The sequence below is a fragment of the Methylobacterium cerastii genome, assembly GCF_022179125.1.
In the GTDB taxonomy this organism is placed as follows: domain Bacteria; phylum Pseudomonadota; class Alphaproteobacteria; order Rhizobiales; family Beijerinckiaceae; genus Methylobacterium; species Methylobacterium cerastii.
This window is the reverse complement of sequence record NZ_BPQG01000079.1, coordinates 19,495-46,191: the sequence shown is the minus strand read 5'-3', so window position 1 is coordinate 46,191 and position 26,697 is coordinate 19,495. Positions and strand designations below refer to the sequence as shown.

Sequence of the window (26,697 nt, the reverse complement as noted above, 5' to 3'; positions counted from 1 at the left end):
TGCTACCCCCGGCATCGATCGCGCCCCCTTGCGGGGCGAAGCCCGAGGGATGCGCCGCGATGACTCAGCAGAAGGACGCACGGCGCGGTCCGGCCTACCGCCTCGCGGTGGCAGGGCGGATCGTGCTCGCGGTGCTCGGGGGCTACGCGGTCGCAGCGCTACTGACCGCGCTCCTGTCGCTGACGCTGCCCCTCGTCCGCTCGGAGGCGGTCGCGAGCGCAACGCTCGTGAGCTTCGCGGTGATGGTGGCGGTGGTGGTCTACGTCTTCGCCGCCCGCACCCTCGGGCGCGCCGCGCTCGCGGTCGCCGGCCTCGCAGCCGTCCTCGGCGGTGGGCTGTGGCTCGCGGGCGGGTTCTCCGCCGCCGGTGCCGCATGAGGCAGGGCTTCCGCCAGTCGATGGCGTGGCTGCACGCGTGGTCCGGCCTCGTGGTCGGCTGGGTGCTGTTTTCAGTCTTCGTCACCGGCACGGCGAGCTACTATCGCGCCGAAATCTCGCAATGGATGCGGCCGGAGCTGGTGGCCGGCGCGACCGACCCGGCCAGCTCGGCCGACCTCGCTGCCGCCTACCTGCAGAAGGCGATGCCCGACGCCGTGGGCTGGTACGTCGAGCTGCCGAAGCCCGAGAAGCCGGCGGTCGGCGTCATGTGGTGGAAGAGCCTGGACGGCCCGTTCCACCAGGCGCTGCTCGACTCCACGAGTGGTGCGCCGGTCGGGGCGCGCGACACGCGAGGGGGCGACTTCCTCTACCGCTTCCACTTCGAGCTCGGCATGCCGCCACTCTGGGGCCGCTGGATCGTCGGCACCTGCGCGCTGGTGATGCTGGTGGCGTTGGTCTCCGGAATCGTCACCCACCGGCGGATCTTCGCCGACTTCTTCACCTTCCGGCGGCGGCGCTCGCAGCGCGGCTGGCTCGACGCGCACAACGTGTTCGGCGTGCTCGCGCTGCCGTTCCACCTGATGATCACCTACACCGGCCTCGTCACCCTCGCGCCGATGTACATGCCCTGGGGCGTCGCCGCCGCCTACAAGGGCGGCGAGATGCGCTTCTACGTCGACAGCGGGCTGATGCCGGACCTGCGCGGCCCGGCGGGCAAGCCCGGCACGCTGGCGCCGCTCTCAAGCATGATCGCGCAGGCGATCGCGGAACGCGGCGAGGCGCCGGAGGGCGTCTCGGTCTACAACCCCGCCGACGCCGCGGCTTCGGTGGTCGCGATCTTCGAAGAACCGCACGGCCTCGCCCACGAGCACCCGCAGATCGCGTTCGACGGCACCACCGGCGCCGTCCTCGGACGCAACGGCGCGACCCGCGCCGCGGCCAAGACCTCTACGGTGATGCTCGGCCTCCACGAGGGCCACTTCGCCGGCGCGGCCCTGCGGGCGCTGTTCTTCCTCTGCGGAATCATGGGTGCGGCCACCGTCGCCACCGGCCTCGTGCTGTGGGCCGTGGCCCGTGCGCCGAAGGGGGCGAAGGCGGACGGCTTCGGCGTAAGGCTGGTGCGCGTGCTGAACCTCGGCACCATCGCCGGCCTTCCGGCGGGGATCGCCGCCTACTTCCTCGCCAACCGCCTGCTGCCCCTCGACCTCGCGGCCCGCGCCGACTGGGAGGTCGGCGTGTTTTTCGGAGCCTGGGCGCTCGTGGCGGTGCTGGGCGCCGTGCGCCCGGCCGGGACGGTCTGGCGCGAGGGCCTGGCGCTCGTCGGCGCCTTGTTCCTCGCGGTCCCGTTCGTCGGCGCCATCGCCACCGGCCTGCATCCGCTCGCCGGCGAGTTGCGCTTCCTCGGCTTCGACGCCGCGATGATCGTCCTCGGCGTGCTGTTCGTGCTCGCCGCGCGCAAGGCCGGGCGACCGCGGCCTCCGCAGGCGCAACGCGCGGACGCCGCCATCGCCGGACGGGAGGCCCTGCGCGCATGACCGCCATCGTCGTCGCCCTCAACCTGGCGCTCTGCTTTGCCGGCCTCTCGGCGCTGGCACTCAGCCTCGACCGCCACCACCGCGACGCCTTCCTGGTGCGGGCCGGCGCGGCGCGCGCGCGGACTCTCCGAATCGCCGGCTGGGCCGGCATCGGGCTGTCCTTCGCCGCAGCGGTGACGCTGGAGGGCTGGAACTTCGGGTCGGTGCAATGGGTCGGCACCTTGACCGGCGCGGCGCTCCTCGTGGTCGCGTTCCTGTCCTACAGGCCGGGCTGGCTCAGGCCGGCTGCGCTGCTGGCGCTGCCCATCGCCCTAGTGGCGCTGCCGCTGGCGCTGTACGGCTGACCACTGTCTCGGATCGCTGCCCAGAACCACTGCCCAGAACCACTGCCCCCTTGCCGCAGAGGCCGACTCCTTATATTGCGGCGCAATAGCTCGAACCCGTTCTCGACCCGGCGTGGCCGACCGTAACAGCGGTCCGTCCCGTGGCGGGTTCTACTCGCTTCGGAAACACCATGAAGCTGCGCAACATCGCCATCATCGCCCACGTCGACCACGGCAAGACGACGCTCGTCGACAAGCTGCTGTCGCAGTCCGGCTCCTTCCGCGACAACCAGCGGGTCGAGGAACGGGCGATGGACTCGAACGACCTCGAGAAGGAGCGCGGCATCACCATCCTGGCCAAGGCGACCTCGGTCGTCTGGAAGGACACCCGCGTCAACATCGTCGACACCCCCGGCCACGCCGACTTCGGCGGCGAGGTCGAGCGCATCCTGTCGATGGTCGACGGCGTGATCGTGCTGGTGGACGCGGCCGAGGGTCCGATGCCGCAGACCAAGTTCGTGGTCGGCAAGGCGCTCAAGATCGGCTTGCGCCCGATCGTGGCCATCAACAAGGTCGACCGTCCGGACGCCCGCATCACCGAGGTGGTGAACGAGGTGTTCGACCTGTTCGCGGCGCTCGACGCCACCGACGACCAGCTCGACTTCCCGATCCTCTACGGTTCGGGCCGCGCCGGCTGGATGGCGACCGCGCCGGACGGCTCGCAGGAGGACGGCCTCGCGCCGCTGTTCGACCTCGTGCTCGAGCACGTGCCCCCGGCAAAGGTGGAGGAGGGTCCGTTCCGGATGCTCGGCACCCTGCTCGAGGCCAACCCGTTCCTCGGCCGCATCATCACCGGCCGCATCGCGTCCGGCACCGTGAAGCCGAACCAGGCGATCAAGGTGATGGACCGCGAGGGCAAGCTCGTGGAGACCGGCCGCGTCTCGAAGATCCTCGCGTTCCGCGGCCTGGAGCGCGCGCCGATCGATGTCGGCGAGGCGGGCGACATCGTCTCCATCGCCGGCCTCGTGAAGGGCACCGTCGCCGACACGTTCTGCGACCCGCAGGTCGAGACCCCGATCCAGGCCCAGCCGATCGATCCGCCGACCGTGACCATGTCCTTCATCGTCAACGATTCGCCGCTCGCCGGCACCGAGGGCGACAAGGTCACCAGCCGCATGATCCGCGACCGTCTGTTCAAGGAGGGCGAGGGCAACGTCACGCTGAAGATCGAGGAGGCCGCCGACAAGGACAGCTTCTTCGTCTCCGGTCGCGGCGAGTTGCAGCTGGCGATCCTGATCGAGACCATGCGTCGCGAAGGCTTCGAGATCGCCGTGTCGCGTCCCCGCGTCGTGCTCTCGAAGGACGAGGATGGAGGCATCCTGGAGCCGGTCGAGGAGGTCGTGGTCGACGTCGACGAGGAGTATTCGGGCGTCGTCGTGCAGAAGATGTCGGAGCGCAAGGCCGAGATGATCGAGATGCGGCCGTCGGGCGGTGACCGCCTGCGCCTCGTCTTCCACGCGCCCACCCGCGGCCTCATCGGCTACCAGAGCGAGCTGATGACCGACACGCGCGGCACGGCGATCATGAACCGCCTGTTCAAGGCCTACGAGCCCTTCAAGGGCGAGATCGCCGGCCGCCGCAACGGCGTGCTGATCTCGAACGACAAGGGCGAGGCCGTTGCCTACGCCATGTGGAACCTGGAAGACCGCGGCCCGATGATGATCGAGCCCGGCGCCAAGGTCTACCAGGGCATGATCATCGGCGAGCACAACCGCGAGAACGACCTCGAGGTGAACGTGCTCAAGGGCAAGAAGCTTACCAACATCCGCACCACCTCGAAGGACGAGGCCGTGCGCCTGACGCCGCCGATCCGGATGACGCTGGAGAAGTCGCTCGCCTGGATTCAGGACGACGAGCTGATGGAAGTCACGCCGAAGTCGATCCGTTTGCGCAAGACCCATCTCGACCCGAACGACCGCAAGCGCTTCGAGCGCTCGAAAGAAGCCGTCACCGGCGCCGTGTAAGGTTCTCGACCGCACCAGCAAGAAGGCCCGGGCATCGCGACCCGGGCCTTTTTTCGTTCCTGGCGTCCGCCGCCGCGAAAGCACGACAGCAAAGCGTTTTCAGCCGGCGCCCGGGTCGGCGTCCTCGTCCTTCGAAGCGCCGCCCTGCGGTCCCTTGCCCGGATGCCCGTCGGTCTTCTCGTTCGGGTCCATCACCGCGTCCGGCGCGACGTTGGCGGGCTTGCCCTTCGGGGGCTCGTCCGAAGAGTTGCCCGAAGGCTTGTCGTGCTTGCTCATTTTCCCTCCTCGCGCTCGGCCTTGTAGTGCCCGTCGGCGACCGTCTGGTCGGCCTGTGGGCCGCGGGACGCCTTCTGGTCGGAATGCCCGCCCGACGAGCCGCCGGGCGTCGGCGGAGCGCGGCCAGGCTCGCCGCCCTGCTTCCAATCGGCCTTCCGCTCGGGGTCGGACTTGCCGCCCGTTCCCATGTCGGTGATCGCCGACTGCTCGGCGGTGTGCCCGCCGCCGCCGGCCGCGGGCTTGCCGCTGCTGCCGACTTTGTCGTCCGGCTTGCGGGTGACGGTCTCCGAGGCTTCGTCCGTGTCGCGGGCCATCAGCGCTTCCCGTCGTCCTGCCCGACGGCGGCGGTAGCGCGATCGATCGCCTCAGAGGCGGTTGCGCCCGGCTGGCCCTCGCCGCGGATCGCCCGCAGGTTTTCCGGCGGTGTCTCGGCCTCGGTCTGGTCGGTGGCGTCCTCGCTCTTCATGCCCGAGGCGATCCGCGCGGTCTCGGCCTCGCCAGCCGGGTTGCCCTTGAGGCCGGCCTGGGTCCGGGATGGGGTGCCGACGTCGAGGGGCGAATCCTGTCCGAGATCCTGGCCGTTGTGGTCCGTGTTCGCGGAAGAACCCTTCAGCGAGGAGCGGTCTGCGTCGTGCTCGGCCATGATGCGCCTTTCGGGCTGTCGATCCGTCATGTGGATCGACAACACCGATGGCGGGCGACGGTTGCCTCCGACGCCCCGCGCGATCAGGCCGCGCCGGACGCCGGCTCGGGCTTGCCGGACCGCATCAGGGTCACGAACCGGTCGAACAGGTAGTGGCTGTCGCGCGGACCCGGCGAGGCTTCCGGGTGGTGCTGCACCGAGAAGGCTGGCCGGTCGGTGAGGGTGAGTCCGCAATTCGAGCCGTCGAACAACGAGACGTGGGTCTCGACCGCGGTCTCGGGCAGGCTCGCCGGGTCGACGGCGAAGCCGTGGTTCATCGAGACGATCTCGACCTTGCCGGTGGTCTTGTCCTTCACGGGATGGTTCGCGCCGTGGTGGCCCTGGCCCATCTTCACCGTGCGCCCACCGAGCGCGAGGCCCATAAGCTGGTGCCCGAGGCAGATGCCGAAGGTCGGAACCTTCGAGGCGAGCAGCTCGCGAATCACCGGCACCGCGTATTCGCCGGTCGCAGCCGGGTCGCCAGGACCGTTCGACAGGAACACGCCGTCCGGCTTCAGCGCCAGGATGTCGGCCGCGCTGGTGGTCGCCGGCACGACGGTGACCGTGCAGCCGGCCTCGGTCAGCAGCCGCAGGATGTTGCGCTTCACGCCGTAATCGATCGCGACGACGCGCAGGCCCTCGCCCGGTACGCCGCGGCCGTAGCCCGCCTTCACCGTCCAGGTCGATTCACTCCAGTCGGAGCGCTCGCGGCTGGTCACCGGGGGCACGAGATCGAGGCCTTCCATCGGCGCGAGGGCCGCGGCGCGCGCTTTCAGGGCCTCGCGGTCGAAGTTGCCCTGCGGGTCGTTGGCGATCACCGCGTTCGGCATGCCGTGGTCGCGGATGCGGGCGGTGAGCGCGCGGGTGTCGATCCCGGTGATGCCGAGGATGCCGCGGGCCTTCAGCCACGCGTCGAGGTGCGAGGACGAGCGCCAGCTCGACGGCTGGGTCACGGCCGAGGCGATCACCGTGCCGCGCACGCCCGACGCCGGGGCGGCGTCGAGGCTTTCGAGATCCTCGTCGTTGGTGCCGGTGTTCCCGATATGCGGGAAGGTGAAGGTGACGATCTGCCCGGCATAGGACGGGTCCGTCAGGATCTCCTGGTAGCCGGTCATCGCCGTGTTGAAGCAGACCTCGCCGTCGGCGACGCCGGTCTGGCCGATGCCGAAGCCTTCGAGGATGGTGCCGTCGGCCAGCACCAGCAACGCGGTGGCGACGGGCTCGGCCCAGGGCTCGGGCAAGGCGGCGTCTCTCGGCGCGGAAGCGCTGTCTTGCAGCATCACGGTGATCTCGCTTATGTCCGGCCTCGACCGGCGCCGTCGAGACGGCGCGAGCGGGCGGCGGGTGATCGTGTGCGGCGGTCTTATCGAGCCCGCGGCGACGGGGTCAATGTGGTGCCGCATCGAACGCGGCTCAATCGCTGCAAACCGCAGGCCAGCCACCCGTTTCTGCACGACCTTCGCTTTCGCGCCACCTCCGTTCCGCACCACCTCAAGGACAAGCCCGATGCTCCGCGCCCGCCTCACCACCGAGATGAAGGAGGCCATGAAGGCCGGCGAGAAGGCCAAGCTCGCGACGATCCGGATGATCCAGGCGGCGCTCAAGGACAAGGACATCGAGGCGCGGGGGCTCGGCAAGGAGCCGGCGAGCGACGACGAGATCCTGGCGCTGCTGCAGAAGATGATCAAGCAGCGCAACGAATCGGCTGCGGTCTACGAGCAGGGCGGCCGGCCGGAGCTGGCCGAGAACGAGCGCGCCGAGATCGCGGTGATCGAGACCTACCTGCCCAAGCAGATGGACGAGGCCGAGACGCAGACCGCGATCGATGCCGCCATCGCTGAGGCGGGCGCCGCCGGCCCGAAGGACATGGGTAAAGTCATCGCGATCTTGAAGGGCACCTATGCCGGCCGCATGGACTTCGCCAAGGCGAGCGGATTGGTGAAGGCGGCGCTGAACGCGAAGGCGTGACGCGACACCGCGGTTCTGCCCGCTATCCACCGTCGTCCCGGGGAAGGGACTCGGTGCGGGTGCCTGCGGTATACATCCCGGTCCGAACACCGGACACCGGACCCGCCGCATACCTGTGCGCTACCCGCCCCACATCCTCGAAGAGATCCGCAATCGGCTTCCCGCCTCCGACGTGGTCGGCCGGCGTGTGAAGCTGAAGAAGGCCGGGCGCGAGTGGCGCGGGCTGTCGCCGTTCAACGCCGAGAAGACGCCGTCCTTCTACGTCAACGACCAGAAGCAGTTCTATCACTGCTTCTCTTCGGGCAAGCATGGCGACATCTTCAGCTTCTTGATCGAGACCGAGGGCCTGAGCTTCCCCGAGGCCGTCGAGCGGCTGGCCGGTGAGGCCGGCGTGTCGCTGCCGGCGCCCAGCGCCGACACCCGCGAGATGGAGACCAAGCGCCGCGGCGCGATCGAGGTGATGGAGCTGGCGACCGCCTGGTTCGAGGAGCGGTTGGCGTCCCCCGCCGGCGCGGCCGGCCGCGCCTACCTCGACCGGCGCGAACTCGGCCCCGAGATCCGCAGCCGTTTCCGCCTCGGCTACGCGCCGGCCGACCGCTACGGCCTGCGCGACCACCTCGCGGCCAAGGACGTCGACAAGGCGCTGATGGGCGAGCTCGGCCTGCTGGTGACGGGCGAGGACATCGCCGTGCCCTACGACCGCTTCCGCGACCGCATCATCTTCCCGATCGCGGACGTGCGCGGCCGGGTGATCGCCTTCGGCGGCCGCGCGATGCAAGCGGACGCGAAGGCCAAGTACCTGAACTCGCCCGAGACGCCGCTCTTCCACAAGGGGCAGGTGCTCTACAACCTGAACCAGGCGCGCAAGGCCGCCCACGATCGCGGCACGCTCATCAGCGTCGAAGGCTACATCGATGCCATCGCGATGACGCTCGCAGGCTACCCCAACACCGTGGCACAGCTCGGCACGGCGCTCACGGAGGAGCAGCTGGCGCTGATGTGGCGTCATGCCGACGAGCCGATCCTCTGCTTCGACGGCGACGGCGCCGGGCAGCGCGCCGCCAATCGGACTCTCGACGTCGCCCTGCCGATGCTGGAGCCGGGCCGGTCGCTGCGCTTCGCGATGCTGCCGGAGGGCCAGGACCCCGACGACCTGCTGCGCTCGGGCGGCGCGGCGGCGATCGACAAGGTGGTCGAGGCGGCCAAGCCCCTGGTGGAGGTGCTGTGGAGCCGCGCCGTCGAGACCGGCTCGACCGACACCCCGGAGCGCCGCGCCGGCCTCGCCAAGACCCTGCGCGGACTGATCTCCGGCATCCGCGACGAGACGGTGCGGAGCTATTATCGCGACGAGATCGAGGAGCGCCTGCGCGGTCTCTCGCCCCGCAGCGCGCCTCAGCAGCGCGGCGCCTACCAGCCGGGCGGACGGCAGAATACTTACCTAAGGAAGCCTCGCCCCGGCGATCCACCGCCGTCGCCGCGGCTCACCGCTGGGCCGAGCGCCGGGCTTGCCCGCTCCAACGGGTTTTCCGGCAGCGGCAGCTCCCGCGAGGCGATGATCGTGGCGAGCCTCCTCGTCCACCCCGAGCTGCTCGGTCTCGAAGCGGAGGACCTCGCCGCCCTCGATCTCGAGGATCCGGATGCGGTGGCCCTGCGCTCGCTGCTCCTGGACCGCGCGGCCGACGCCGCCGACCCGGACGTGGCGGTGGTGGAGAACCGCTTGGCCCGGGCGGGGCTCGAGGCGGCGAGCGCGCGGCTCGCCGCGCGGGTGCGCCCCGGCGACCGTTGGGCGCTCGATCCGCATGCCGACCTGGTCAAGCTGGAAGACGCATTGCGTCAGGCCGTGATCTTGCACCGCAAGGCCGGCGCGCTAAATAGCGAACTCCGACAGGCGGAACGTGCGCTCGTCGAAGAAGAAACAGAGGCGAACTTCGCTTGGCTGTGCGACGTCAAGGAGCGCTTGGCGGTGATCGCGGGAGCGGAGACCGAGGCGGACCTGCAGGACACGAACGACTCGACTGTGTCGTAGGGCCTGTGCGATGGCGGAATACGAAGCGCCTTCGCGGCATGGTTAACAATCGGTCAAGCGTCTCGCTTGCATACCGAGTCCGAGCTACGACGCGGTCGAAGTGATTCGTCCGGGTTCCACACGCATTGCGGCGCCGACGGCGCGGCGTGGCCGAGAGGCCCCCGCATCGTGCCGCGCCGAAACAATAGGCTGATCATGGCGACGAAGGCAACGGAACGGGACGAGACGGACACCGCTCCGGCAGAGCAGACCGATGGGCCGCTCCTCGACCTGACGGATGCTTCGGTCAAGCGGATGGTGAAGCTCGCCAAGAAGCGCGGGTACATCACCTACGAGGAGGTCAACGAGGTCCTCCCCGAGGGGCAGTCCGACCCCGACCAGCTCGAGGACGTGCTGTCCCAGCTCTCCGAGATGGGCATCAACGTCGTCGAGGCCGAGGAGACCGACGAGGCCGCCGCCGACAAGCCCGCCAACGGCGAGGCGTCGGAGGACGAGGAGGGCGCCGAGGGCACGGAGGTGGCCGAGGTCGCCCCGACGCGCGCCGTCGCGGTCGTCACCGCCACCAAGGAGCCGACCGACCGCACCGACGACCCGGTGCGCATGTACCTGCGCGAGATGGGCTCGGTCGAGCTGCTGTCGCGCGAGGGCGAGATCGCCATCGCGAAGCGGATCGAGGCCGGCCGCGAGGCGATGATCGCGGGCCTGTGCGAGAGCCCGCTGACCTTCCAGGCGATCATCATCTGGCGCGACGAGCTCGTCGACGGCAAGGTGCTGCTGCGCGACATCATCGACCTCGAAGCCACCTATGCCGGCCCCGACGGCAAGAACCCGCAGATCGCCGAGGGCGCGACCGAGGGAGAGGAAGCCGAGGCCGAGACGCCGGCGCCCGAGGGCGGCGACGACGACGACGACATGGAGAACAACGTCTCGCTCGCGGCGATGGAAGCCGAGATCAAGCCGCGCGTGCTCGAGACGTTCGACGCGATCGCCAACAACTACCGCAAGCTGCGCAAGCTCCAGAACGAGGAGACCGCGCGCAAGGCCGGCAACGAGAAGACGACGCCCGCCCAGGAGAAGAAGCAGGCCGAGTTCAAGGACACCGTCGTCGCCGACGTGAAGTCGCTGTCCCTGAACAACAACCGCATCGAGGCCCTGGTCGAGCAGCTCTACGACATCAACAAGCGTCTCATCTCGCATGAGGGCCGCCTGATGCGCTACGCCGAGAGCCACGGTGTCGCCCGCGACGAGTTCCTGCGCCACTACCAGGGTTGGGAGCTCGACCCGAACTGGATGACCCGCGTCGGCACGCTGGGCGGCAAGGGCTGGAAGAACCTCGTCGAGAAGGGCTCGAAGCAGGTCTCGGACCTGCGCGAGCAGATTCTTACGCTCGCCTCCGAGACGGGCCTGGAGATCGGCGAGTACCGCAAGATCGTCAACATGGTCCAGAAGGGCGAGCGCGAAGCCCGCCAGGCCAAGAAGGAGATGATCGAGGCCAACCTCCGCCTCGTGATCTCGATCGCCAAGAAGTACACCAACCGCGGGCTGCAGTTCTTGGACCTGATCCAGGAGGGCAACATCGGCCTGATGAAGGCCGTCGACAAGTTCGAGTACCGCCGCGGCTACAAGTTCTCGACCTACGCCACCTGGTGGATCCGCCAGGCGATCACCCGCAGCATCGCGGATCAAGCGAGAACCATCCGCATCCCGGTGCACATGATCGAGACGATCAACAAGATCGTCCGCACCTCGCGCCAGATGCTGCACGAGATCGGCCGCGAGCCGACCCCGGAGGAGTTGGCCGAGAAGCTGGCCATGCCGCTGGAGAAGGTGCGCAAGGTCCTCAAGATCGCCAAGGAGCCGATCTCGCTCGAGACGCCGATCGGCGACGAGGAGGATTCGCACCTCGGCGACTTCATCGAGGACAAGAACGTCGTCCTGCCGATCGACGCGGCGATCCAGTCGAACCTGCGCGAGACCACGACGCGCGTGCTCGCCTCGCTCACCCCGCGCGAGGAGCGCGTGCTGCGCATGCGCTTCGGCATCGGCATGAACACCGACCACACCCTCGAAGAGGTCGGCCAGCAGTTCTCGGTGACCCGCGAGCGCATCCGCCAGATCGAGGCGAAGGCCCTGCGCAAGCTGAAGCACCCGAGCCGGAGCCGGAAGCTGCGGAGCTTCCTGGACAACTGAGCGGCCGATCCGCCATGACGTGTTTCGCCGACTCGTGTCGGCGGACCACGTCGTCGGCGGCCCGAAGCCTTGCTTTGGCGGTCCGCGAACCCACCTTGGCCGTATGCTTGAGCGTCGCCAGCATCCACCCGTGCCGCCGACCGCCGCAGCCGACGGCTCGGAGGCGGACGACGTGCCGTTCGGCGCGCTGCAGGAATGCGTCGCGATCCGCGACTGGTTGCTGAGCGAAGGAGCGCGCCTGCCCGAGCCCGACGACCTGATCGCGGGCTTCGCCGAGCGCCTGAACCAGGTCGGCGTGCCGGTGGACCGGACCTCGACGGCGATCGACACGCTGCATTCCGAGTATTCCGGAATCGGGCGCATCTGGACGCGCGAGGCCGGCACCACCGTGCGGTTGTTTCCGCACGGCGAGGCTTCCGAGCGCGCCTACGCGGCGAGCCCGTTCCGGAAGGTGCACGAGGACGCCGCATGGCTGATCCTCGACCTCGCCGACACGCCGGACGACGCCTACTCGGTGATCCCCGACCTGAAGGCCGCCGGCTACACCCACTACATCGTCGTGCCGCTGTTCTTCACCAACGGCACCCATAACGGCATCACCTTCGCGACCCGCGACCCGGACGGGTTCCGCGACGAGGACGTCGCGATCCTGCGCTTCGTCATGCCGGCGCTCGCGGCCGTGATGGAGATGCGCCTCGTCACCAAGCAGCTCGACACGGTGCTGCGCATCTACGTCGGCGACGAGCCGCACCGGGCGATCCTGTCGGGGGACATCCGTCGCGGCCAGGTGAAGCGCATCCGCTCGGCGATCCTGTTCGCCGACATGCGCGACTACACCCGCATCTCGGCGGACATGACGCCGGAAGAGGCGGTGGACCTGCTCAACATCTTCTTCGACTGCCTGGTCCCGCCGATCGAGCGTGAGGGCGGCGAGGTGTTGAAGTACCTCGGCGACGGCCTGCTCGCGATCTTCCGCGAGCCGGGCGACGACCTCGGCGGCGCCGCCAAGGGCGCGCTGACGGCGGCGCAGGGCGCACTCCAAGCGCTCGAGGAGGCCAACACCCTTCACCAGTTCGCGGTGCCGATGATGGCCGGCATCGCGCTCCACCACGGCGAGGCCGCCTACGGCAACGTTGGCTCGGGCACGCGGCTCGATTTCACCGTCATCGGCCGCGACGTGAACATGGCGAGCCGCATCGCCCGGCTCAACAAGACGCTGGGCGAGCCGCTGCTGATGTCGAAGCCCTTCGTCGACTTCCTGTGGGGCGATCCGGTGCCGCTCGGCGAGCACGTCCTCGACGGCTTTTCCGAGCCGATGATGGTCTACCGGCCGCGTCCGAAGCCGCATCGCCGCCAGCGCTGATCTCAGCCCCGCAGCGTCAGCGTGCCGCCGGCGATGCTGAAGTCGCGCACCCGCTTGAGGAACGACATCCCGAGCAGGTTCGTGCCGAGGCTGCCGCCGGGCACGACCACCGCTTCGACGTCGCGCACGGTGACCGGCCCGATCCGGATCATGCCGATGCGCACCGGGGCGACCCGCACCACGCCGTTGGCCGTCATCACCGGTTGGGTGAAGTCGCGCGGCGTGAGGACGAGGCCGAGACGCGCGGCCGCCTCCTCGGTGAAGCTGCACGCGGTGGCGCCGGTGTCGACCATCATCCGGAGCGAGCGGCCGTCCACCAGGGCGTCGGCGAGGAAGTGACCGTTGCGGTCCGCATTGAGGGCGATCGCACTCGGTGCCGAGGATGATGGCGGCGCCGCGGGCGCCGGCCGCGCGTCGGCCTTGCGGTGGGTCAGGCGGTCGCCGACCCCGCCGAGCACGCCTGCGGCGAGGCCGGCCCCTACGCAGAGCAACAGGATCGTCCGCAACGCCAACCTCCGCGCCCCGAGGGGGACCGGCGGAGACCACCACGGAACCGGTGAACGATACGTGGCGCCTCGCGCGTACCCGGCGGAAACTCGCTGCCTTTCGTGCCGACAGGGTTTCCGAACCGTCTCGGCGTGACGACGACAGACGGCGACCATCCTGCGCGTTCGCCCCTTTGACGGGGTTGACCGGGCCGGCCAGTGGGACCACATCTGCGGTGTTCCAGGGAGATCCCCGGCAAGGGGCTGAGAAACCGCTGGCAGGCTCGCAAGGGCTCGCGGCGCGGAAATCCTTCGAACCTGATCCGGTTCACACCGGCGTAGGGATTGGACCGTGGGCGTCGTCCTCGTGGACGGATCGCACCAGCTTCTCGAAGGAAGCGTCAGGCCCGGTCTCTGCGACACCACGCGGAGGATCTTTTGGGTCGTCACCCAGCATCACCGATCGGGGTTCGCCGGACGAACGGCGGCACGAACCCGTCCGTCACGTTGCCAGCCCGCGCCGACGTCGCCATCGTCGGCGGCGGCTTGATCGGGCTGTCGATCGCCTGGCGCATCGCGCAGTCCGGTCGGTCCGTCGCGGTCGTCGAGCGCGAGACCATCGGGTCCGGCGCGAGCCTCGCCGCCACCGGCATGCTGGCGCCCGCGGCCGAGCACGAGCCCGGCTCGGACCCGCTGCTCCCGCTCGCCCTCGATTCGCTGCGGCGCTGGCCCGGGTTCCGCGACGAGCTCGAAGCGGCCGCCGGCCACGACATCGACTACCGCGAGGATGGGACGCTGGTGCTGGCCATCGGCCGCGACGAGGTCGAGCGCCTGCGCTTCCGCTACGACTTGCAGCGCCGCTCGGGCGTCGCCGCCGAATGGGTCGCGGGCACCGAGGTCCGCCGCCGCGAGCCGGCCTTGCGCCCCTCGGTCACCGCCGGCGTGTTCTGCCCGCTCGACCACCAGGTCGATCCGAGCCGGGTGATGGCGGCGCTCGTGCAGGCCTGCCGTGGCGCCAGCGTGGCGCTCGTCGAGAACAGCCCGGTCGTCGCCCTCGAACGGACATCCGGGCGCGTCACCGGCCTCCGCACCGCCAATGGCGTTCTGCAGGCCGACACCGTGATCCTTGCGGCCGGCGCCTGGAGTGGGGAGGGCGGCCTGCTGCCCCAAAACCTCGCCCTGCCGGTCCGCCCGCTCAAGGGCCAGTCGCTGGCGCTGAAGACGACCGCGCACACCGGCACGCTGTCGCACATGGTGTGGACCGAGCAGGTCCACATGGCACCGAAGGGCGACGGCCGCATCGTCGTCGGCGCGACGGTGGAGGACTGCGGCTTCCGCCCCGGCGTCACCGCCGGCGGGCTCTACGCCCTTCTGGAGGGCGCGCGGCGCGTGCTGCCCGGCATCGAGGAGATGGAGGTCGAGGCGGTGTGGAGCGGGTTCCGCCCGACCTCGGACGACGACGCGCCGATCCTGGGCGAGATCGCCCCCGGGCTGGTCGTCGCCACCGGCCATCATCGCAACGGCTACCTGCTCGCCCCGGTGACCGCCGACGCGATCGCAGCCCTCGTCACCACGGGCGCGATGCCGGCGGTGGCCCGGGATTTCTCCCTCGCACGGTTTACCGCAAGCCAGGACGTGAGGGCTTCGGCATGAGGCTGACGGTGAACGGGCAAGCCCGCGAGATCGAGGCCGCCGACCTCGCCGCGTTGTTCGCGCACGCGGCGGAGGAGACCGGCAGCCCCGATCCGCAGGGGGTCGCCATCGCGGTCAACGGCCACGTCGTCCGCCGTCGCGATTGGGAGCGCACCCCGATCGCGGACGGCGACCGCATCGAGATCGTACGCGCCATGCAGGGAGGCTAGAGGATGCTCGAGACGCTCACACCCCTCCGTCCGGAGGCCGACGACCCCTTCGTCGTCGCCGGCGTCACGCTGAGTTCGCGCCTGTTCATCGGCACGGCCGGCTATCCGACGCAGGTGATCATGCGCGATGCGGTCGCGGCCTCGGGGGCCGAAGTCGCCACCGCCTCGATCCGCCGGGTTTCGCTCCAGGGCCACGGCTCGGACACGGTCAAGATCCTGAAGGGGCGTCGCTTCCTGCCCAACACCGCCGGCTGCGAGACCGCGCGCGACGCGATCATGACCGCGGAGCTGGCGCGCGAGGCCCTCGACACGAACTGGATCAAGGTCGAGGTCATCGGCGACCGCGAGACGCTGTACCCGGACGTGACCGAGCTGATCGAGGCCTGCCGCCACCTCGTCGACGACGGCTTCGTCGTGCTGCCATACTGCAACGACGACCCGATCGTCTGCCAACGGCTCGCCGACCTCGGCTGCGCCGCAGTGATGCCGATGGGCTCGCTCATCGGGTCGGGCATGGGCATCGCCAACCCGGCCAACCTGGAGCTGATCTGCCGCCGCATGAGCGTGCCGGTGATCGTCGACGCCGGCATCGGCACGGCCTCCGACGCGGTGATCGCGATGGAGCTTGGGGCCGACGCCTGCCTGATCAACACCGCCGTCGCCAAGGCCGACGACCCCGTCCGCATGGCCTACGCCATGCGCGGCGCGGTCCAAGCGGGACGCGACGCGTATCTTGCCGGCCGCATTCCCCGACGCGGCCGGGCCGAGCCGTCGAGCCCGCAGCTCGGCCTTGTCGGCTCGTAGCCTGCCGTCGCCCCTGTTGGCGGTCACCGACCGGCACGGGCCGCGCCCCCTGGTGGAGGCCGTCGCCGCCGTGCTCCACGGCGGCGGTCGCTGGGTCTGGTTCCGCGACAAGGACCTGCCACCATCCGAGCGGCGGGAGCTGGCGGCGCGGATCGCCGAACGCGTCGGCCAGGCCGGCGGCGTGCTCACCGTCGGCGGCGACGCCGACCTCGCGGCCGACCTCGGCGCCGGGCTCCATCTCGGCGGCGGGACGGATCGTTCCGCCATCGCCGCGGCCCGGCAACGGGTCGGCGCAGCCCTCGTCGGCATCTCGGCCCACACGCTCCGAGACGTCGCGGAGGCGGCCGAGGGCGGCGCGGACTACGTGACGCTGAGCCCGATCTTCGCCACCGCGAGCAAGCCCGGCTACGGCCCCGCCCTCGGGCTCGATGCGCTCGCCGAAGCTGTGCGGATCGGAATTCCGGTGATCGCGCTCGGAGGGATCGATATCATCACCGCCGCCGAATGCCGTCGGCACGGCGCGGCGGGTATGGCCGTGATGGGCGGCCTGATGCGCGCCGCCGACCCGGCTGCCGAGACCCGCGCGCTTTTGAGCGCCTGGGCAACCCGCTCGGACGAGCGCTGAGGCAGGATCAAAGGATCGCAGGATCCTGGCTACCCACTCGGCGTTTCGCCGAAAACCGCTCTCGATCGGTTTCGCCCACCCACCCCCTCATCCTGAGGTGCGGCATCAGCCGCCTCGAAGGAGCCATCCAGCTCGCGCGCGATACCTGGAGGCCTCCTTCGAGGCCTCCGCTTCGCTGCGGTACTTCAGGATGAGGGTGGGGGTGGGAATACCGCTGGCGGTGAACGCTACTTCGTCGGCGCAGGCCCGTAGGGCGGGCGCGGGATCGCACGGTGGGCGGCGCGCAAAGCTGCCGACCAGCGTTCGCGCAGGTCGTGGAAGTAGCCCTCGCCGGCTTCGATCCGGTGGTTGACCTCGAGGTCGAGGGCGTTGCGGCGGGCGAGGGCGATGTCGATCGGCAGGCCGACGCCGAGGTTCGAGCGCATCGTCGAATCCATCGAGACGAGGCCGACCTTGAGCGCGTCGTAGAGCTCGGTCTCGAACTTCACGGCGCGGTCGAGGATCGGCTTGCCGTACTTGTGCTCGCCGATCTGCAGGAAGGGCGCGTCGGTGCTGCACTCGATGAAGTTGCCGGCCGAGTAGATCAGGAACAGCCGCATCGGCTCGCTGCCGATCTGGCCTCCGAACAGCAGCGACACGGAGAACCGAAGCCCCGCCGCCTCGAATCCGGTCTTCTCGATCGCGCGGACGCGGCGGATGGCACGGCCGACGAGCTGGGCCGCCTCGAACATCGTGGTCGTCTCGACGAGCTTCAGCTTCGGCTCGCCGTCGTCGCCGGTCACGCCCTCGGAGAGCAGGCTCAGCACCGATTGCGTCACCGAGAGGTTGCCGGCCGAGGCCAGCATCATCACCCGCTCGCCCGGCACGTTGAAGTGGTGGAGCTTGCGATAGGTCGAGATGTCGTCGAGCCCCGCATTGGTGCGGGTGTCGGCGATCATCACCAGGCCGTCCTCGACGAGGACGCCGACGCAGTAAGTCATGGGATCAGGCTTTTCGAAGAGGTGCGCGCGTCAGGATTGCGGTGCCGCCTGGGCTTGCTCCACCCGGAGCTTCACGTCCAGCGTTTCGGTGCCGCCGCCGGTGCGGCTGCCGCGGATCGGGGCGGCGCCGAGGTAGTCGAGGCCGGAGGCGACGCGGATGTAGGCCTCCGTCGTCGCGTCGCCGGTGGTCGGGTCGAAGCCGACCCAGCCGAGATCGGGCACCAGCGCTTCGGCCCAGCCGTGCGGCGTCTGCTGCTCGACGTCGCTTCCCTCCGGACGGTGGTATCCGGAGACGTAGCGGGCGGGAATCGCCCGGTGCCGGGCGGCGGCGATGAAGACGTGGGCGAAGTCCTGGCACACGCCGGCCTCCGCCGCGAACGCCTTCGGCGCGGGCACGGCGGCGCTGGCAGGGCCCGGCGTGTAGCTCATGTGCGCGTGCACCGCGGCCATCAGGCGGTGCAGGAAGGGGAGGGCGGCCGGATCGCCGGCGGTGGCGGCCGCGTCGGACAGCGCCTGGATCTCCGGGCTCGGCAGGACGAGGTCGGTGTCGCGCAGGTAGAACGTCTCGGGCAGCCGCTCGACGGCGCCGCGGACGATGCCGTGGGTCTCGTGGGTGTCGACCTCGCCGGTCACCCGGATCACCAGGGCCTCGGAGGCCTGGTCCGGCGTGAACCAGTGCACGACGTTGCCGTAGCCGTCCTCGCGCTCGGTGAGCCGGCCGTCGACCGACGGCTCGATGCGCCAGCGCCGGACGTACTGGCCGTCGTGGTCGCGCGGCGTCATGCGCAGGACCTGGATCAGCCCGCGTGCCGGTTGCTCGTAGCTGTAGATGGTCTCGTGGACCACGCGGATGCGCATGCGTCGATTCTGCCCGTCTTGCCTCTGCCGGCTTCGTTCGTGCCGGCTTTGCCTTCGCCGTCCCGCCTCCGCCCATCTCGGCGGCGCCGACGGTCGGAGCCACGCGCGGCCCCGGTGCCACGTTCTACACGACGTTCCGCGGTCGCGCGCAACCGAGCCCGCGTCCTTGGAAGCCGAATCGCCACGTCTTCCGCGGACCTCGGCGCTTCAGCCGAGATACTGGTCCGCGATCGCGGCGCCGACCTTGTTGTTCTCGCCGATGAACGCGATCACGAACTCATGCAGCCCCGAGGCGAAGACCCGGTCGATCTCCTCGCTTTCCAGGCGCGCGAGCAAGTTGCTCGCGAGGCGCTGGCTCGCGCCGCGCCGCCCGTAGGCGTCGGCGATCAGGTCGAGATGCTCGACGAGCACGCCGTAGCAGTTGGTGAAGGAACGCGGCATCTGCCGGTTGAGGATCAGCAGGTCGGCCACCAGCAGCGGCTTGACGCTCTCGCGATACACCCAGTGATAGGCGTTGAAGGCGGAGACTTCGCGTAGGATCGTGGTCCACTGGAAGTAGTCGAGACTGCCGCCGACGGTCTCGGATGCCGGCAGGAGGATCTTGTACTTCACGTCGAGGATGCGGGCGGTGTTGTCGGCCCGCTCGATCGCGGTACCGAGCCGCGTGAACCAGTAGGTGTCGTTGCGCAGCATCGTCCGGTAGGCCGAGCCGTCGAAGGTCAGCGAGATGCCCTTCACCCAGTCGAGGAAGCGCGAGAACGCGTCGCGGTCGAGGTCCTTCTTCTCGTAGGACCGCAATTCGAGCCACGCCCCGTTGATGGTGTCCCACATCTCCGTGGTGAGCGCGGTGCGGACGCTCCGGGCGTTCTCGCGCGCGCTCTCGATGCAGGAGCGGATCGAGGACGGGTTGTGCGGGCTGAAGGCGAGGAAGTCGCACACGGTGGCGGCGTTCACGCCGTCGTAATGCGGCTTGAACACCTCCGGGTCGCCGGCAGAGGCCAGCGCCGAGGCCCATTCATTGGTCTCGCCTCCGCCGTAGCTCGTCGGCAGCGAGGCCAGCCGATGCGCGGCGTCGAGGATGCGGGCGACGAATTCCGCCCGTTCGACGTAGCGCGAGAGCCAGTAGAGGTTGTCGGCAGTCCTGGAGAGCATGGCTGTTTCGCTGGGTCTCTTCGGCTCGGCCCGGAGGCGTGCGCCGCTCCGCGGTTCTCGGTGAGGGCAGGCGTCAGGCCGTCACGCGTCCAGGACCCAGGTGTCCTTCGTACCGCCGCCCTGGCTCGAATTCACCACCAAAGATCCCTCCTTCAACGCCACGCGGGTGAGCCCGCCCGGCACGATGCGGATTTCGTCGGCGCCGCACAGCACGAAGGGGCGCAGGTCGACGTGGCGCGGGGCCACGCCCGAGGCGACGAAGGTCGGGCAGGTGGAGAGCGAGAGCGTCGGCTGGGCGATGAAGCCGTCCGGCGCGTGGCGCAGGCGCTTGGCGAACTCCTCGATCTCGCGCTTGGTCGCGTGCGGCCCGACGAGCATGCCGTAGCCGCCCGAGCCGTTGACCTCCTTCACGACGAGCTCGGACAGGTTGTCCATCACGTAGGAGAAGGCCTCCTTCTCGCGGCAGCGATAGGTCGGCACGTTGTGCAGGATCGGCTCCTCGCCGGTGAAGAACTTCACGATCTCCGGCATGTAGCTGTAGACCGCCTTGTCGTCGGCGATGCCGGTGCCCACCGCGTTGGCCAGCGTGACGCTGCCGCGCTCGTAGGCGTTCATCAGGCCCGGCACGCCGAGCATCGAATCGGGGCGGAACACCAACGGGTCGAGGAAGTCGTCGTCGAGGCGGCGGTAGATCACGTCGACCCGGCGCGGCCCCTCGGTGGTCCGCATGTAGACCACGTCGTCCTTGGTGAAGAGGTCGCCGGCCTCCACCAGCTCGACGCCGAGCTTGTCTGCCAGGAAAGAGTGCTCGTAGAACGCCGAGTTGTAGCGGCCGGGCGTCAGCAGCACGACGGTGGGGTCGCGGGTCGCCGTCACCGGCGCGAGGCTGCGCAGCGTCGCGAGCAGGGCGTCCGGATAGTTCTCCACCGGCGCCACGCGGTGGCGGGAGAACAGGTCCGGGAACAGCCGCAGCATCACCTCGCGGTTCTCGAGCATGTACGACACGCCGGAGGGGATGCGGGCGTTGTCCTCCAGCACGAAGAAGTCGTTCTCGCCGGTCCGGACGATGTCGATGCCGGCGATGTGCACGTAGAGGTCGTGCGGCACCCGGAACGAGCGCATCTCCATCCGGTAGTGTGCGTTCTTGTAGACGAGGTCGGCCGGGATGATGCCGGCCTTGATGCATTCCTGGGCGCCGTAGATGTCCTTCAGGAACATGTTGATCGCGGTGACGCGCTGCTTCAGCCCGCGCTCGAGGAAGCCCCATTCCGGCTTGGTGATCACCCGCGGGATGATGTCGAACGGGATCAGCCGCTCGGTCGATTCGTTGTCGCCGTAGACGGCGAAGGTGATGCCGATACGCCGGAACAGTAGCTCGGCCTGGCTCCGGCGGGTGTTGAAGTGATCGACAGGCGTCGCGTCGAGCCACGCCTTGAGCTGGCCGTAGGCCTCGCGGACGTCTGCTTGGCTCGTCGCGCTGCCTGCGAAGGCGGTCATCTCGTCGAAGGCTACGCCCGCCATACAGTCTCTCCCCGATACGGCACGCTAGAGGCAAGAGGCGCGCCACGCAAAGGGATTACGAGCTTGTCCGAGGCTCGTTCCAAACACGTCTCAGATCAGGCGCAGGCCCTTTAAGCTGGCATGACCCGATCGGCCGAGGATGACGTGGTCGTGCACCACGATCTTCAGCGGGCTCAACACGGCGACGACCTCGCGGGTCATCGCCACGTCGGCGGCCGAGGGCGCCGGATCGCCCGACGGGTGGTTGTGCGCCAGGATGATCGCGGTCGCCGACAGTTCGAGCGACCGCCGCGCCACCTCCCGCGGGTAGACCGGCGTGTGATCGACCGTGCCGCGCCCCTGGATCTCGTCGGCGATGAGGTGGTTGCGCTTGTCGAGGAACAGCACCCGGAACTCCTCGCGGGTGGCGAAGGCCATGGTGGCGCGCAGGTACTCGATCAGTTCGGCCCAGGAGGAGAGCAGCGCGCGCTGTGCGATGGCGCCCCGCGCCAGCCGCCGCCCGGCCGCCTCCATCAGCTTGAGGTCGGCGACGACCCCGGCGCTGACGCCCTCGACCTCGGCGAGGCGCGCCGGCTCGGCGCTCAGCACCTCCGCGAAGCTGCCGAAGCGGCGGATCAGCGCCTTGGCCAGCGGCTTCACGTCCCGGCGCGGGATGGCGCGGAACAGGGCGAGCTCGAGCAGCTCGTAGTCGGGCAGCGCGTCGGCGCCGTGCTTGGTGAAGCGCTCGCGCAGGCGGTCGCGATGGCCGAGATAGTGTGGCGGCGCCTCCGGCTTCGGGGCGACGGCCGGCCGTTCGGCGAAGAGCCCGTGCTCGGCCTCGTCGCCGGGGCCCGGCACGGCCTCAGGCTCCCGGGTTGGCGGGCTGGTGCAGCCCCTTCGGCGACACCGTGAAGATCTCCACGCCGGTCTCGGTCACCGCCACCGTGTGCTCGAACTGGGCCGAGAGCGAGCGGTCGCGGGTCACCGCGGTCCAGCCGTCGGAGAGCACCTTCACCGCCGGGCGGCCGAGGTTGATCATCGGCTCGATCGTGAAGAACTGGCCCGGCCTCAGCGACACGTCGTAGCTCGCCTCGACGTAATGCAGGATGGTCGGCGCGTCGTGGTAGCTCCGGCCGAGGCCGTGGCCGCAGAAGTCGCGCACCACCGAGCAGCGCTCGCCCTCGGCGTAGGTCTGGATCGCGCGGCCGATGTCGTTGGTCGAGCCGCCGGGCTTCACAGCGGCGACGCCGCGCATCAGCGCCTCGTAGGTGATCTCGCATAGGCGGGCGGCCTTGCGCGGCACCTCGCCGACAAAGGCCATCCGGCTCGAATCGCCGTGCCACCCGTCGAGGATCAGGCACATGTCGAGGTTGACGATGTCGCCCTCGCGCAAAGGCTTGTCGTTGGGGATGCCGTGGCAGACCACGTGGTTGATCGAGGTGCAGATCGATTTCGGGTAGCCGCGATAGAGCAGCGAGGCCGGGTAGGCGCCGTGATCCATGGCGAACTCGTAGGCGAGCTTATCGAGCGCCTCGGTGGTCACGCCGGGCTGGGTCGCCTCCATCAGCACGTCGAGGCCTTCCGCCGTCAGGCGTCCGGCGCGGCGCATGCCTTCGAAGCCCTCCGGTCCGTGGATCGGTGCTTGGGGCACCCGCCGCGTCGCTTGGTCTTGCTGGGTCATCGAGGGGCTTGTCCGCGCCGGGCCGGTCTTCGACAGCTTATGTACGGCGTGGCCGCCGCAGCGCCAAGTCACGGAACTCTACGCCGGGCGACCGACCCGGCGCCGCGTGACCTGAGGGCGCCTGCGTTCGCTCCGAGGCTTGCGCCGGACGGAGGCACGGCGGCATAAGCGGGGCTCGGGCGACCCGGTGCGACGGGTCCCAAGGCACAGGACGGCGCGATGGCTGACAGGGCGGTACCGCACTTCCACAACGAGCTCGGCGTCGCGGTCATCCATGTCGGCTCGCGCGAGTTCATGTGCATCGGCGCGCTGCCGCCGTTCGACCACCCGCACGTGTTCCTCGACATGGGTGCCGACAACGAGATCATCTGCCAGTACTGCTCGACGCTCTATCGCCACCGCGCCGACCTGAAGGCCGGCCACGCCGATCCGGCGGCGAGCGTCTGGCACGACCAGAAGGCGGCGGCCGAATAGGGCCATGCCGCGAAGCCTGATGCCGCGAGACCCCGGGCCGGCGCTGAGCGTCGCCGTGGTCGGCGGTGGGATCGGCGGGCTGACCGCGGCCCTGGCGCTCAACGCCGCCGGCCACGCCGTCACGATCGTCGAGCGCCGAACCGGGTTCAGCGAGGTCGGCGCCGGTCTTCAGCTCTCCCCGAACGCGAGCCGCGTGCTCGCCGACCTCGGCCTCGCGGCGGCCCTCCGACGCGCCGGATCGGAGCCGCCGGGCGTCGTCGTCCGCGCGCTCGATTCGGGCCGCAAGATTGGCGGCGTGACGCTCGGCGCGGCGGCGCGCGACGCCTTCGGTGCGCCCTACTACGTCATCCACCGAGCCGACCTTCAGACCCTGCTCCTCGACGCGGTGCGCTCCCGCCCCGGCATCCGCCTGCTGATGGGCCGCGAAGTCACCGGCCTCACCGAGACCGAGGACTGCGTCACCCTAGCCCTTGAGAGCGGGAACGGCGCGCGCAGCGAAAGTTTGTCGGCCGACTTGGTCGTCGGCGCGGACGGCCTGCGCTCGCGCATCCGCGGCCACCTCGATCCGCGTGGGCTCAGCCAAGCCGGGATGGCCGCCTGGCGGGCGATCGTGCCGCGTGAGGCGGTGCCGGAGGCGCTTGCGGGCGAGGCGACCGGGCTCTGGCTCGGGCGCGGCCGCCATGTCGTCCACTACCCGATCCATGCCGGGCGCGACCTCAACGTTGTCGCGGTCGTGCCGGAGCGGCAGGGCGACGAAGATTGGGGGCGGCTCGGCGAGCCGGCGGTGCTGCGCGCGCAGTTCCGCGACTGCGCGCCGGATCTGGCCGAACTCCTGACCGTGCCCGATTCCTGGCTGGTCTGGTCGCTCGCCGACCGGCCGGTGGCGCGCCCGATCGCCCGCGGCCGGGTCGCGCTGCTGGGCGACGCCGCCCACCCGGTTCTGCCGTTCCTGGCGCAGGGTGCGGCACTGGCGATCGAAGATTGCGCGATTCTTGCGCAGTGCCTCGCCGCGCAGCCCGTCGTCGAAGCGCTCGACGCCTACGCCAGGGCCCGTCGGCGCCGGGTCCGCCGGGTGCAGCGCGCCGCCCGCGCCAACGGCCGGACCTACCATACCGGCGGCATCACCGCCTTCGTGCGCGACGCGGTGATGCGTCGTCTCGGCCCAGACGGCATGCGCGAACGCTACGCCTGGCTCTACGGTTGGACGCCGGACGCTTGATCTCGAGAAACTTGATCTCGTCCGCGCCGACGGTTACCGCTTCGGCGCATCGCAGGGCCGCTTGCCGAAATTGGTAGACGGAAGGCACTTAAAATGCCTCGGGCTTCGCCCGTGTGGGTTCGAGTCCCACAGCGGCCACCACGCCCCGATCCATCCCCCGATCCTTGCCCGGCACCGGCCGTCCTGATACGCGAGCGGGATCATCTCCAGGGATTGCGGGTGAGGGCGCGCCGCGCCCGATCCGCAGAACCGTACCCCGCAGGGTTCGCCGCGGGCATGGCGCGTGCCTGCCTGGACGACCCTGCACCCGCCATCGGGCCGCGCGACCTCCCGCGCCGGCCCCGCCGAACCTGATAGGATGCCTGCGATGGCCCGCGAATTCATCTACCACATGAAAGGCCTGACCAAGACCTACACCGGCGGGAAGAAGGTGTTGGACAACGTCAACCTGTCCTTCTACCCCGATGCCAAGATCGGTGTGCTCGGTATCAACGGCTCGGGCAAGTCGACGCTCCTGAAGATCATGGCCGGTATCGACACGGAGTGGACCGGGGAGGGCTTCGTCGCGCAGGGCGCACGGGTCGGCTACCTGCCGCAGGAGCCGCAGCTCGATACGACTAAATCGGTCCGCGAGAACGTGATGGAGGGCGTTGCCGAAAAGCAGGCGCTGCTCGACCGCTACAACGAGCTCGCGATGAACTATTCCGACGAGACGGCGGACGAAATGACCCGCCTCCAGGACGAGATCGAATCGCAGAACCTCTGGGAACTCGAATCCAAGGTCGACCAAGCCATGGAGGCCCTGGGCTGCCCGAGCGACGAGCAGCCGGTCGCCACCCTGTCGGGCGGCGAGCGCCGCCGCGTCGCGCTCTGCCGGCTGCTGCTGTGGGAGCCTGAGCTGCTGCTTCTCGATGAGCCGACCAACCACCTCGACGCCGAGACGGTGAACTGGCTCGAAGGCCACCTCAAGAACTACCCGGGCGCGATCCTGATCGTGACCCACGATCGCTACTTCCTCGACAACGTCACCAGCTGGATCCTCGAGCTCGATCGCACCAAGGGCATCCCCTACGAGGGCAACTATTCGGCCTGGCTGGTGCAGAAGCAGAAGCGCCTGCAGCAGGAGGGCCGCGAGGACATGGCCCGCCAGCGCTCGATCGCCCGCGAGCAGGAATGGATCTCCGCCTCGCCGAAGGCGCGCCAATCCAAGTCGAAGGCGCGTATCACGCGCTACGAGGAGCTGGTCGCCAAGCAGAACAACAAGGTCGACGCGGCGGCGCAGATCGTGATCCCGATCGACGAGCGGCTGGGCAACAACGTCATCGAGTTCGATCACCTCAACAAGGCCTTCGGCGACCGCCTGCTGATCGAGGACCTGTCGTTCAAGCTGCCGCCGGGCGGCATCGTCGGCGTGATCGGCCCGAACGGCGCCGGCAAGACGACGCTGTTCAAGATGATCACCGGCCAGGAGAAGCCGGACGGCGGCGACATCTCCGTCGGCACGACGGTGAAGCTCGGCTACGTCGACCAGTCGCGCGACGCGCTCGACCCCAACGCCACGGTCTGGCAGGAGGTCTCAGGCGGCAACGACATCATCTATTTCAACAAGCGCGAGATCAATTCGCGGGCCTACTGCGCGGCCTTCGCCTTCAAGGGCGGCGACCAGCAGAAGAAGGTCGGCACGCTGTCGGGCGGCGAACGCAACCGCGTGCACCTCGCCCGGACGCTGAAGGGCGGCGCCAACGTCCTGCTGCTCGACGAGCCGACCAACGACCTCGACATGGAGACCCTGCGCGCCCTCGAGGACGCGCTGGAGGATTACGCCGGCTGCGCCGTCATCATCAGCCACGATCGCTGGTTCCTGAACCGCATCGCGACCCACATCCTCGCCTTCGAGGGCGACAGCCACGTCGAGTGGTTCGAGGGCAACTTCTCGGATTACGAGGCCGACAAGATGCGCCGGCTCGGCGCCGACTCGCTGATGCCGAAGAAGATCAAGTACAAGAAGTTTTCGCGTTGAAATGAACCGCGACTTGGCTTCCGTCTTCTCAAAAGATGGAGGCCAGGTTTTCTGCAGCCAGCGGCGTCTTCGCTCAATTCGGATGCTCCACGAACCCGGTTCCATCCTCTCCCCGTCATTCCGGGGCTGCGCAGCAGAGCCCGAAATCCAGAACCTTGGGTTGAGTTCTAGATTGCGCCATCTGCGGCTCTGGATTCCGGGCTCGACTACGACGCCCCGGAATGACGGGCAGGGGGCTCTCGGCCGGGAGACACGTTCATGGGTCCCGAACCA

General features: G+C 69.5%; 26 protein-coding genes, 1 tRNA gene and 1 riboswitch. Of the genes, 16 read left to right on the top strand and 11 right to left on the bottom strand.

Translation table 11 applies throughout. The features are described from left to right. Window positions 1-59 precede the first annotated feature (59 nt). The 4 genes from MFF13_RS21970 to typA all read left to right on the top strand — a co-directional run bounded on the left by MFF13_RS21970 (window position 60) and on the right by typA (window position 4,259). Window positions 60-377, top strand: coding sequence for an iron transporter (locus MFF13_RS21970; protein WP_147827805.1), 318 nt, complete (start codon window positions 60-62; stop codon window positions 375-377). After that, a complete protein-coding gene (locus tag MFF13_RS21965) occupies window positions 374-1,912 on the top strand; it encodes a PepSY-associated TM helix domain-containing protein (protein WP_238272928.1) in 1,539 nt (512 codons plus the stop codon). Before MFF13_RS21970 ends, MFF13_RS21965 begins: the two co-directional genes overlap by 4 nt. Continuing rightward, window positions 1,909-2,256, top strand: a complete 348-nt coding sequence (locus MFF13_RS21960; protein WP_147827807.1) for a DUF3325 domain-containing protein — start codon at window positions 1,909-1,911, stop codon at window positions 2,254-2,256. The genes MFF13_RS21965 and MFF13_RS21960 overlap by 4 nt, the downstream gene beginning before the upstream one ends. A gap of 170 nt (window positions 2,257-2,426) precedes the next feature. Continuing rightward, a complete protein-coding gene (typA, locus tag MFF13_RS21955; protein ID WP_147750124.1) occupies window positions 2,427-4,259 on the top strand; it encodes a translational GTPase TypA in 1,833 nt (610 codons plus the stop codon). A gap of 99 nt (window positions 4,260-4,358) precedes the next feature. Here typA and MFF13_RS21950 read toward each other — a convergent pair whose 3' ends face one another. From MFF13_RS21950 to carA, 4 genes are all read right to left on the bottom strand, one after another. Then, window positions 4,359-4,535, bottom strand: a complete 177-nt coding sequence (locus tag MFF13_RS21950) for a hypothetical protein (RefSeq protein ID WP_187273541.1) — start codon at window positions 4,533-4,535, stop codon at window positions 4,359-4,361. After that, window positions 4,532-4,849, bottom strand: a complete 318-nt coding sequence (locus MFF13_RS21945) for a hypothetical protein (RefSeq protein WP_147814144.1) — start codon at window positions 4,847-4,849, stop codon at window positions 4,532-4,534. Before MFF13_RS21945 ends, MFF13_RS21950 begins: the two co-directional genes overlap by 4 nt. Continuing rightward, window positions 4,849-5,178 (bottom strand): hypothetical protein, encoded by a 330-nt coding sequence (locus MFF13_RS21940; protein ID WP_147827808.1) that lies wholly within the window; start codon window positions 5,176-5,178, stop codon window positions 4,849-4,851. Before MFF13_RS21940 ends, MFF13_RS21945 begins: the two co-directional genes overlap by 1 nt. An 83-nt stretch (window positions 5,179-5,261) precedes the next feature. After that, the gene (gene carA / locus MFF13_RS21935) at window positions 5,262-6,497 is read right to left on the bottom strand and encodes a glutamine-hydrolyzing carbamoyl-phosphate synthase small subunit (protein ID WP_147827809.1); all 1,236 of its coding nucleotides are present in this window, start codon (window positions 6,495-6,497) and stop codon (window positions 5,262-5,264) included. A gap of 226 nt (window positions 6,498-6,723) precedes the next feature. Between carA and MFF13_RS21930 the strand changes: the two genes are divergently transcribed. The 4 genes from MFF13_RS21930 to MFF13_RS21915 all read left to right on the top strand — a co-directional run bounded on the left by MFF13_RS21930 (window position 6,724) and on the right by MFF13_RS21915 (window position 12,764). Beyond that, window positions 6,724-7,185, top strand: a complete 462-nt coding sequence (locus MFF13_RS21930) for a GatB/YqeY domain-containing protein (protein ID WP_147827810.1) — start codon at window positions 6,724-6,726, stop codon at window positions 7,183-7,185. A gap of 115 nt (window positions 7,186-7,300) precedes the next feature. After that, a complete protein-coding gene (gene dnaG, locus MFF13_RS21925; protein ID WP_147827811.1) occupies window positions 7,301-9,211 on the top strand; it encodes a DNA primase in 1,911 nt (636 codons plus the stop codon). A gap of 195 nt (window positions 9,212-9,406) precedes the next feature. Then, window positions 9,407-11,401, top strand: coding sequence for an RNA polymerase sigma factor RpoD (gene rpoD / locus MFF13_RS21920; RefSeq protein ID WP_147750129.1), 1,995 nt, complete (start codon window positions 9,407-9,409; stop codon window positions 11,399-11,401). Window positions 11,402-11,504: 103 nt separating this feature from the next. Beyond that, entirely contained in the window at window positions 11,505-12,764 is a 1,260-nt protein-coding gene (locus MFF13_RS21915) for an adenylate/guanylate cyclase domain-containing protein (protein ID WP_238272927.1), read from the top strand. A gap of 2 nt (window positions 12,765-12,766) precedes the next feature. On the opposite strand, the gene MFF13_RS21910 is transcribed toward MFF13_RS21915, so the two are convergent. Beyond that, the gene (locus MFF13_RS21910; RefSeq protein ID WP_238272926.1) at window positions 12,767-13,270 is read right to left on the bottom strand and encodes a retropepsin-like aspartic protease family protein; all 504 of its coding nucleotides are present in this window, start codon (window positions 13,268-13,270) and stop codon (window positions 12,767-12,769) included. A 213-nt stretch (window positions 13,271-13,483) separates the two neighbouring features. Continuing rightward, window positions 13,484-13,612, top strand: a riboswitch (TPP riboswitch). A gap of 75 nt (window positions 13,613-13,687) precedes the next feature. Between MFF13_RS21910 and thiO the strand changes: the two genes are divergently transcribed. Genes thiO through MFF13_RS21890 form a run of 4 tightly spaced genes read left to right on the top strand, consistent with a single transcriptional unit; the run spans window position 13,688 to window position 16,540 of the window. Next, window positions 13,688-14,902, top strand: a complete 1,215-nt coding sequence (gene thiO / locus MFF13_RS21905; protein WP_147827813.1) for a glycine oxidase ThiO — start codon at window positions 13,688-13,690, stop codon at window positions 14,900-14,902. Next, window positions 14,899-15,111, top strand: a complete 213-nt coding sequence (thiS, locus tag MFF13_RS21900) for a sulfur carrier protein ThiS (RefSeq protein ID WP_147827814.1) — start codon at window positions 14,899-14,901, stop codon at window positions 15,109-15,111. The genes thiO and thiS overlap by 4 nt, the downstream gene beginning before the upstream one ends. Before the next feature lie 3 nt (window positions 15,112-15,114). After that, a complete protein-coding gene (locus tag MFF13_RS21895) occupies window positions 15,115-15,915 on the top strand; it encodes a thiazole synthase (protein ID WP_147761313.1) in 801 nt (266 codons plus the stop codon). 16 nt (window positions 15,916-15,931) lie between these two features. After that, on the top strand, window positions 15,932-16,540 hold the full coding sequence (locus MFF13_RS21890; protein WP_238272925.1) for a thiamine phosphate synthase: 609 nt from the start codon (window positions 15,932-15,934) through the stop codon (window positions 16,538-16,540). A gap of 227 nt (window positions 16,541-16,767) precedes the next feature. Here the strand turns inward: MFF13_RS21890 and MFF13_RS21885 are convergent, their stop codons facing one another. From MFF13_RS21885 to map, 6 genes are all read right to left on the bottom strand, one after another. Next, entirely contained in the window at window positions 16,768-17,520 is a 753-nt protein-coding gene (locus tag MFF13_RS21885; protein ID WP_147750134.1) for a proteasome-type protease, read from the bottom strand. A 30-nt stretch (window positions 17,521-17,550) separates the two neighbouring features. After that, window positions 17,551-18,378, bottom strand: coding sequence for a transglutaminase family protein (locus MFF13_RS21880; protein ID WP_147827816.1), 828 nt, complete (start codon window positions 18,376-18,378; stop codon window positions 17,551-17,553). A 207-nt stretch (window positions 18,379-18,585) separates the two neighbouring features. After that, window positions 18,586-19,530 carry an alpha-E domain-containing protein gene (locus MFF13_RS21875; protein WP_238272924.1) on the bottom strand — a complete coding sequence of 315 codons (945 nt, stop codon included), beginning with the start codon at window positions 19,528-19,530 and terminating at the stop codon, window positions 18,586-18,588. Window positions 19,531-19,611: 81 nt separating this feature from the next. Further along, the gene (locus tag MFF13_RS21870; RefSeq protein ID WP_147750137.1) at window positions 19,612-21,051 is read right to left on the bottom strand and encodes a circularly permuted type 2 ATP-grasp protein; all 1,440 of its coding nucleotides are present in this window, start codon (window positions 21,049-21,051) and stop codon (window positions 19,612-19,614) included. Between the two features lie 90 nt (window positions 21,052-21,141). Beyond that, a complete protein-coding gene (gene radC, locus MFF13_RS21865) occupies window positions 21,142-21,888 on the bottom strand; it encodes a RadC family protein (protein WP_147761311.1) in 747 nt (248 codons plus the stop codon). Window positions 21,889-21,892: 4 nt separating this feature from the next. Then, window positions 21,893-22,711 (bottom strand): type I methionyl aminopeptidase, encoded by an 819-nt coding sequence (gene map / locus MFF13_RS21860; protein ID WP_147827817.1) that lies wholly within the window; start codon window positions 22,709-22,711, stop codon window positions 21,893-21,895. Between the two features lie 219 nt (window positions 22,712-22,930). Here map and MFF13_RS21855 point away from each other — a divergent pair, with 219 nt between their 5' ends. The 4 genes from MFF13_RS21855 to ettA all read left to right on the top strand — a co-directional run bounded on the left by MFF13_RS21855 (window position 22,931) and on the right by ettA (window position 26,424). After that, window positions 22,931-23,185, top strand: coding sequence for a zinc-finger domain-containing protein (locus tag MFF13_RS21855; RefSeq protein ID WP_147750140.1), 255 nt, complete (start codon window positions 22,931-22,933; stop codon window positions 23,183-23,185). Between the two features lie 19 nt (window positions 23,186-23,204). Continuing rightward, window positions 23,205-24,404 carry an FAD-dependent monooxygenase gene (locus MFF13_RS21850; protein WP_147827828.1) on the top strand — a complete coding sequence of 400 codons (1,200 nt, stop codon included), beginning with the start codon at window positions 23,205-23,207 and terminating at the stop codon, window positions 24,402-24,404. A gap of 55 nt (window positions 24,405-24,459) precedes the next feature. Further along, window positions 24,460-24,545, top strand: a tRNA-Leu gene (locus MFF13_RS21845). A 226-nt stretch (window positions 24,546-24,771) separates the two neighbouring features. Then, window positions 24,772-26,424 (top strand): energy-dependent translational throttle protein EttA, encoded by a 1,653-nt coding sequence (gene ettA / locus MFF13_RS21840; protein ID WP_147750142.1) that lies wholly within the window; start codon window positions 24,772-24,774, stop codon window positions 26,422-26,424. Window positions 26,425-26,697: the final 273 nt, after the last annotated feature.

Excerpts from the sequence above, each read along its gene's own strand:
- MFF13_RS21855 (WP_147750140.1), top strand. The coding sequence starts at position 22,931 with ATGGCTGACAGGGCGGTACCGCACTTCCACAACGAGCTCGGCGTCGCG.
- MFF13_RS21895 (WP_147761313.1), top strand. The coding sequence starts at position 15,115 with ATGCTCGAGACGCTCACACCCCTCCGTCCGGAGGCCGACGACCCCTTC.
- MFF13_RS21885 (WP_147750134.1), bottom strand. The coding sequence starts at position 17,520 with ATGACTTACTGCGTCGGCGTCCTCGTCGAGGACGGCCTGGTGATGATC.
- typA (WP_147750124.1), top strand. The coding sequence starts at position 2,427 with ATGAAGCTGCGCAACATCGCCATCATCGCCCACGTCGACCACGGCAAG.
- MFF13_RS21970 (WP_147827805.1), top strand. The coding sequence starts at position 60 with ATGACTCAGCAGAAGGACGCACGGCGCGGTCCGGCCTACCGCCTCGCG.
- MFF13_RS21950 (WP_187273541.1), bottom strand. The coding sequence starts at position 4,535 with ATGAGCAAGCACGACAAGCCTTCGGGCAACTCTTCGGACGAGCCCCCG.
- MFF13_RS21960 (WP_147827807.1), top strand. The coding sequence starts at position 1,909 with ATGACCGCCATCGTCGTCGCCCTCAACCTGGCGCTCTGCTTTGCCGGC.
- MFF13_RS21965 (WP_238272928.1), top strand. The coding sequence starts at position 374 with ATGAGGCAGGGCTTCCGCCAGTCGATGGCGTGGCTGCACGCGTGGTCC.
- thiS (WP_147827814.1), top strand. The coding sequence starts at position 14,899 with ATGAGGCTGACGGTGAACGGGCAAGCCCGCGAGATCGAGGCCGCCGAC.
- ettA (WP_147750142.1), top strand. The coding sequence starts at position 24,772 with ATGGCCCGCGAATTCATCTACCACATGAAAGGCCTGACCAAGACCTAC.
- carA (WP_147827809.1), bottom strand. The coding sequence starts at position 6,497 with ATGCTGCAAGACAGCGCTTCCGCGCCGAGAGACGCCGCCTTGCCCGAG.
- map (WP_147827817.1), bottom strand. The coding sequence starts at position 22,711 with ATGACCCAGCAAGACCAAGCGACGCGGCGGGTGCCCCAAGCACCGATC.
- MFF13_RS21870 (WP_147750137.1), bottom strand. The coding sequence starts at position 21,051 with ATGGCGGGCGTAGCCTTCGACGAGATGACCGCCTTCGCAGGCAGCGCG.
- MFF13_RS21880 (WP_147827816.1), bottom strand. The coding sequence starts at position 18,378 with ATGCGCATCCGCGTGGTCCACGAGACCATCTACAGCTACGAGCAACCG.
- MFF13_RS21875 (WP_238272924.1), bottom strand. The coding sequence starts at position 19,530 with ATGCTCTCCAGGACTGCCGACAACCTCTACTGGCTCTCGCGCTACGTC.
- MFF13_RS21850 (WP_147827828.1), top strand. The coding sequence starts at position 23,205 with ATGCCGCGAGACCCCGGGCCGGCGCTGAGCGTCGCCGTGGTCGGCGGT.
- MFF13_RS21915 (WP_238272927.1), top strand. The coding sequence starts at position 11,505 with ATGCTTGAGCGTCGCCAGCATCCACCCGTGCCGCCGACCGCCGCAGCC.
- MFF13_RS21940 (WP_147827808.1), bottom strand. The coding sequence starts at position 5,178 with ATGGCCGAGCACGACGCAGACCGCTCCTCGCTGAAGGGTTCTTCCGCG.
- MFF13_RS21945 (WP_147814144.1), bottom strand. The coding sequence starts at position 4,849 with ATGGCCCGCGACACGGACGAAGCCTCGGAGACCGTCACCCGCAAGCCG.
- rpoD (WP_147750129.1), top strand. The coding sequence starts at position 9,407 with ATGGCGACGAAGGCAACGGAACGGGACGAGACGGACACCGCTCCGGCA.
- MFF13_RS21930 (WP_147827810.1), top strand. The coding sequence starts at position 6,724 with ATGCTCCGCGCCCGCCTCACCACCGAGATGAAGGAGGCCATGAAGGCC.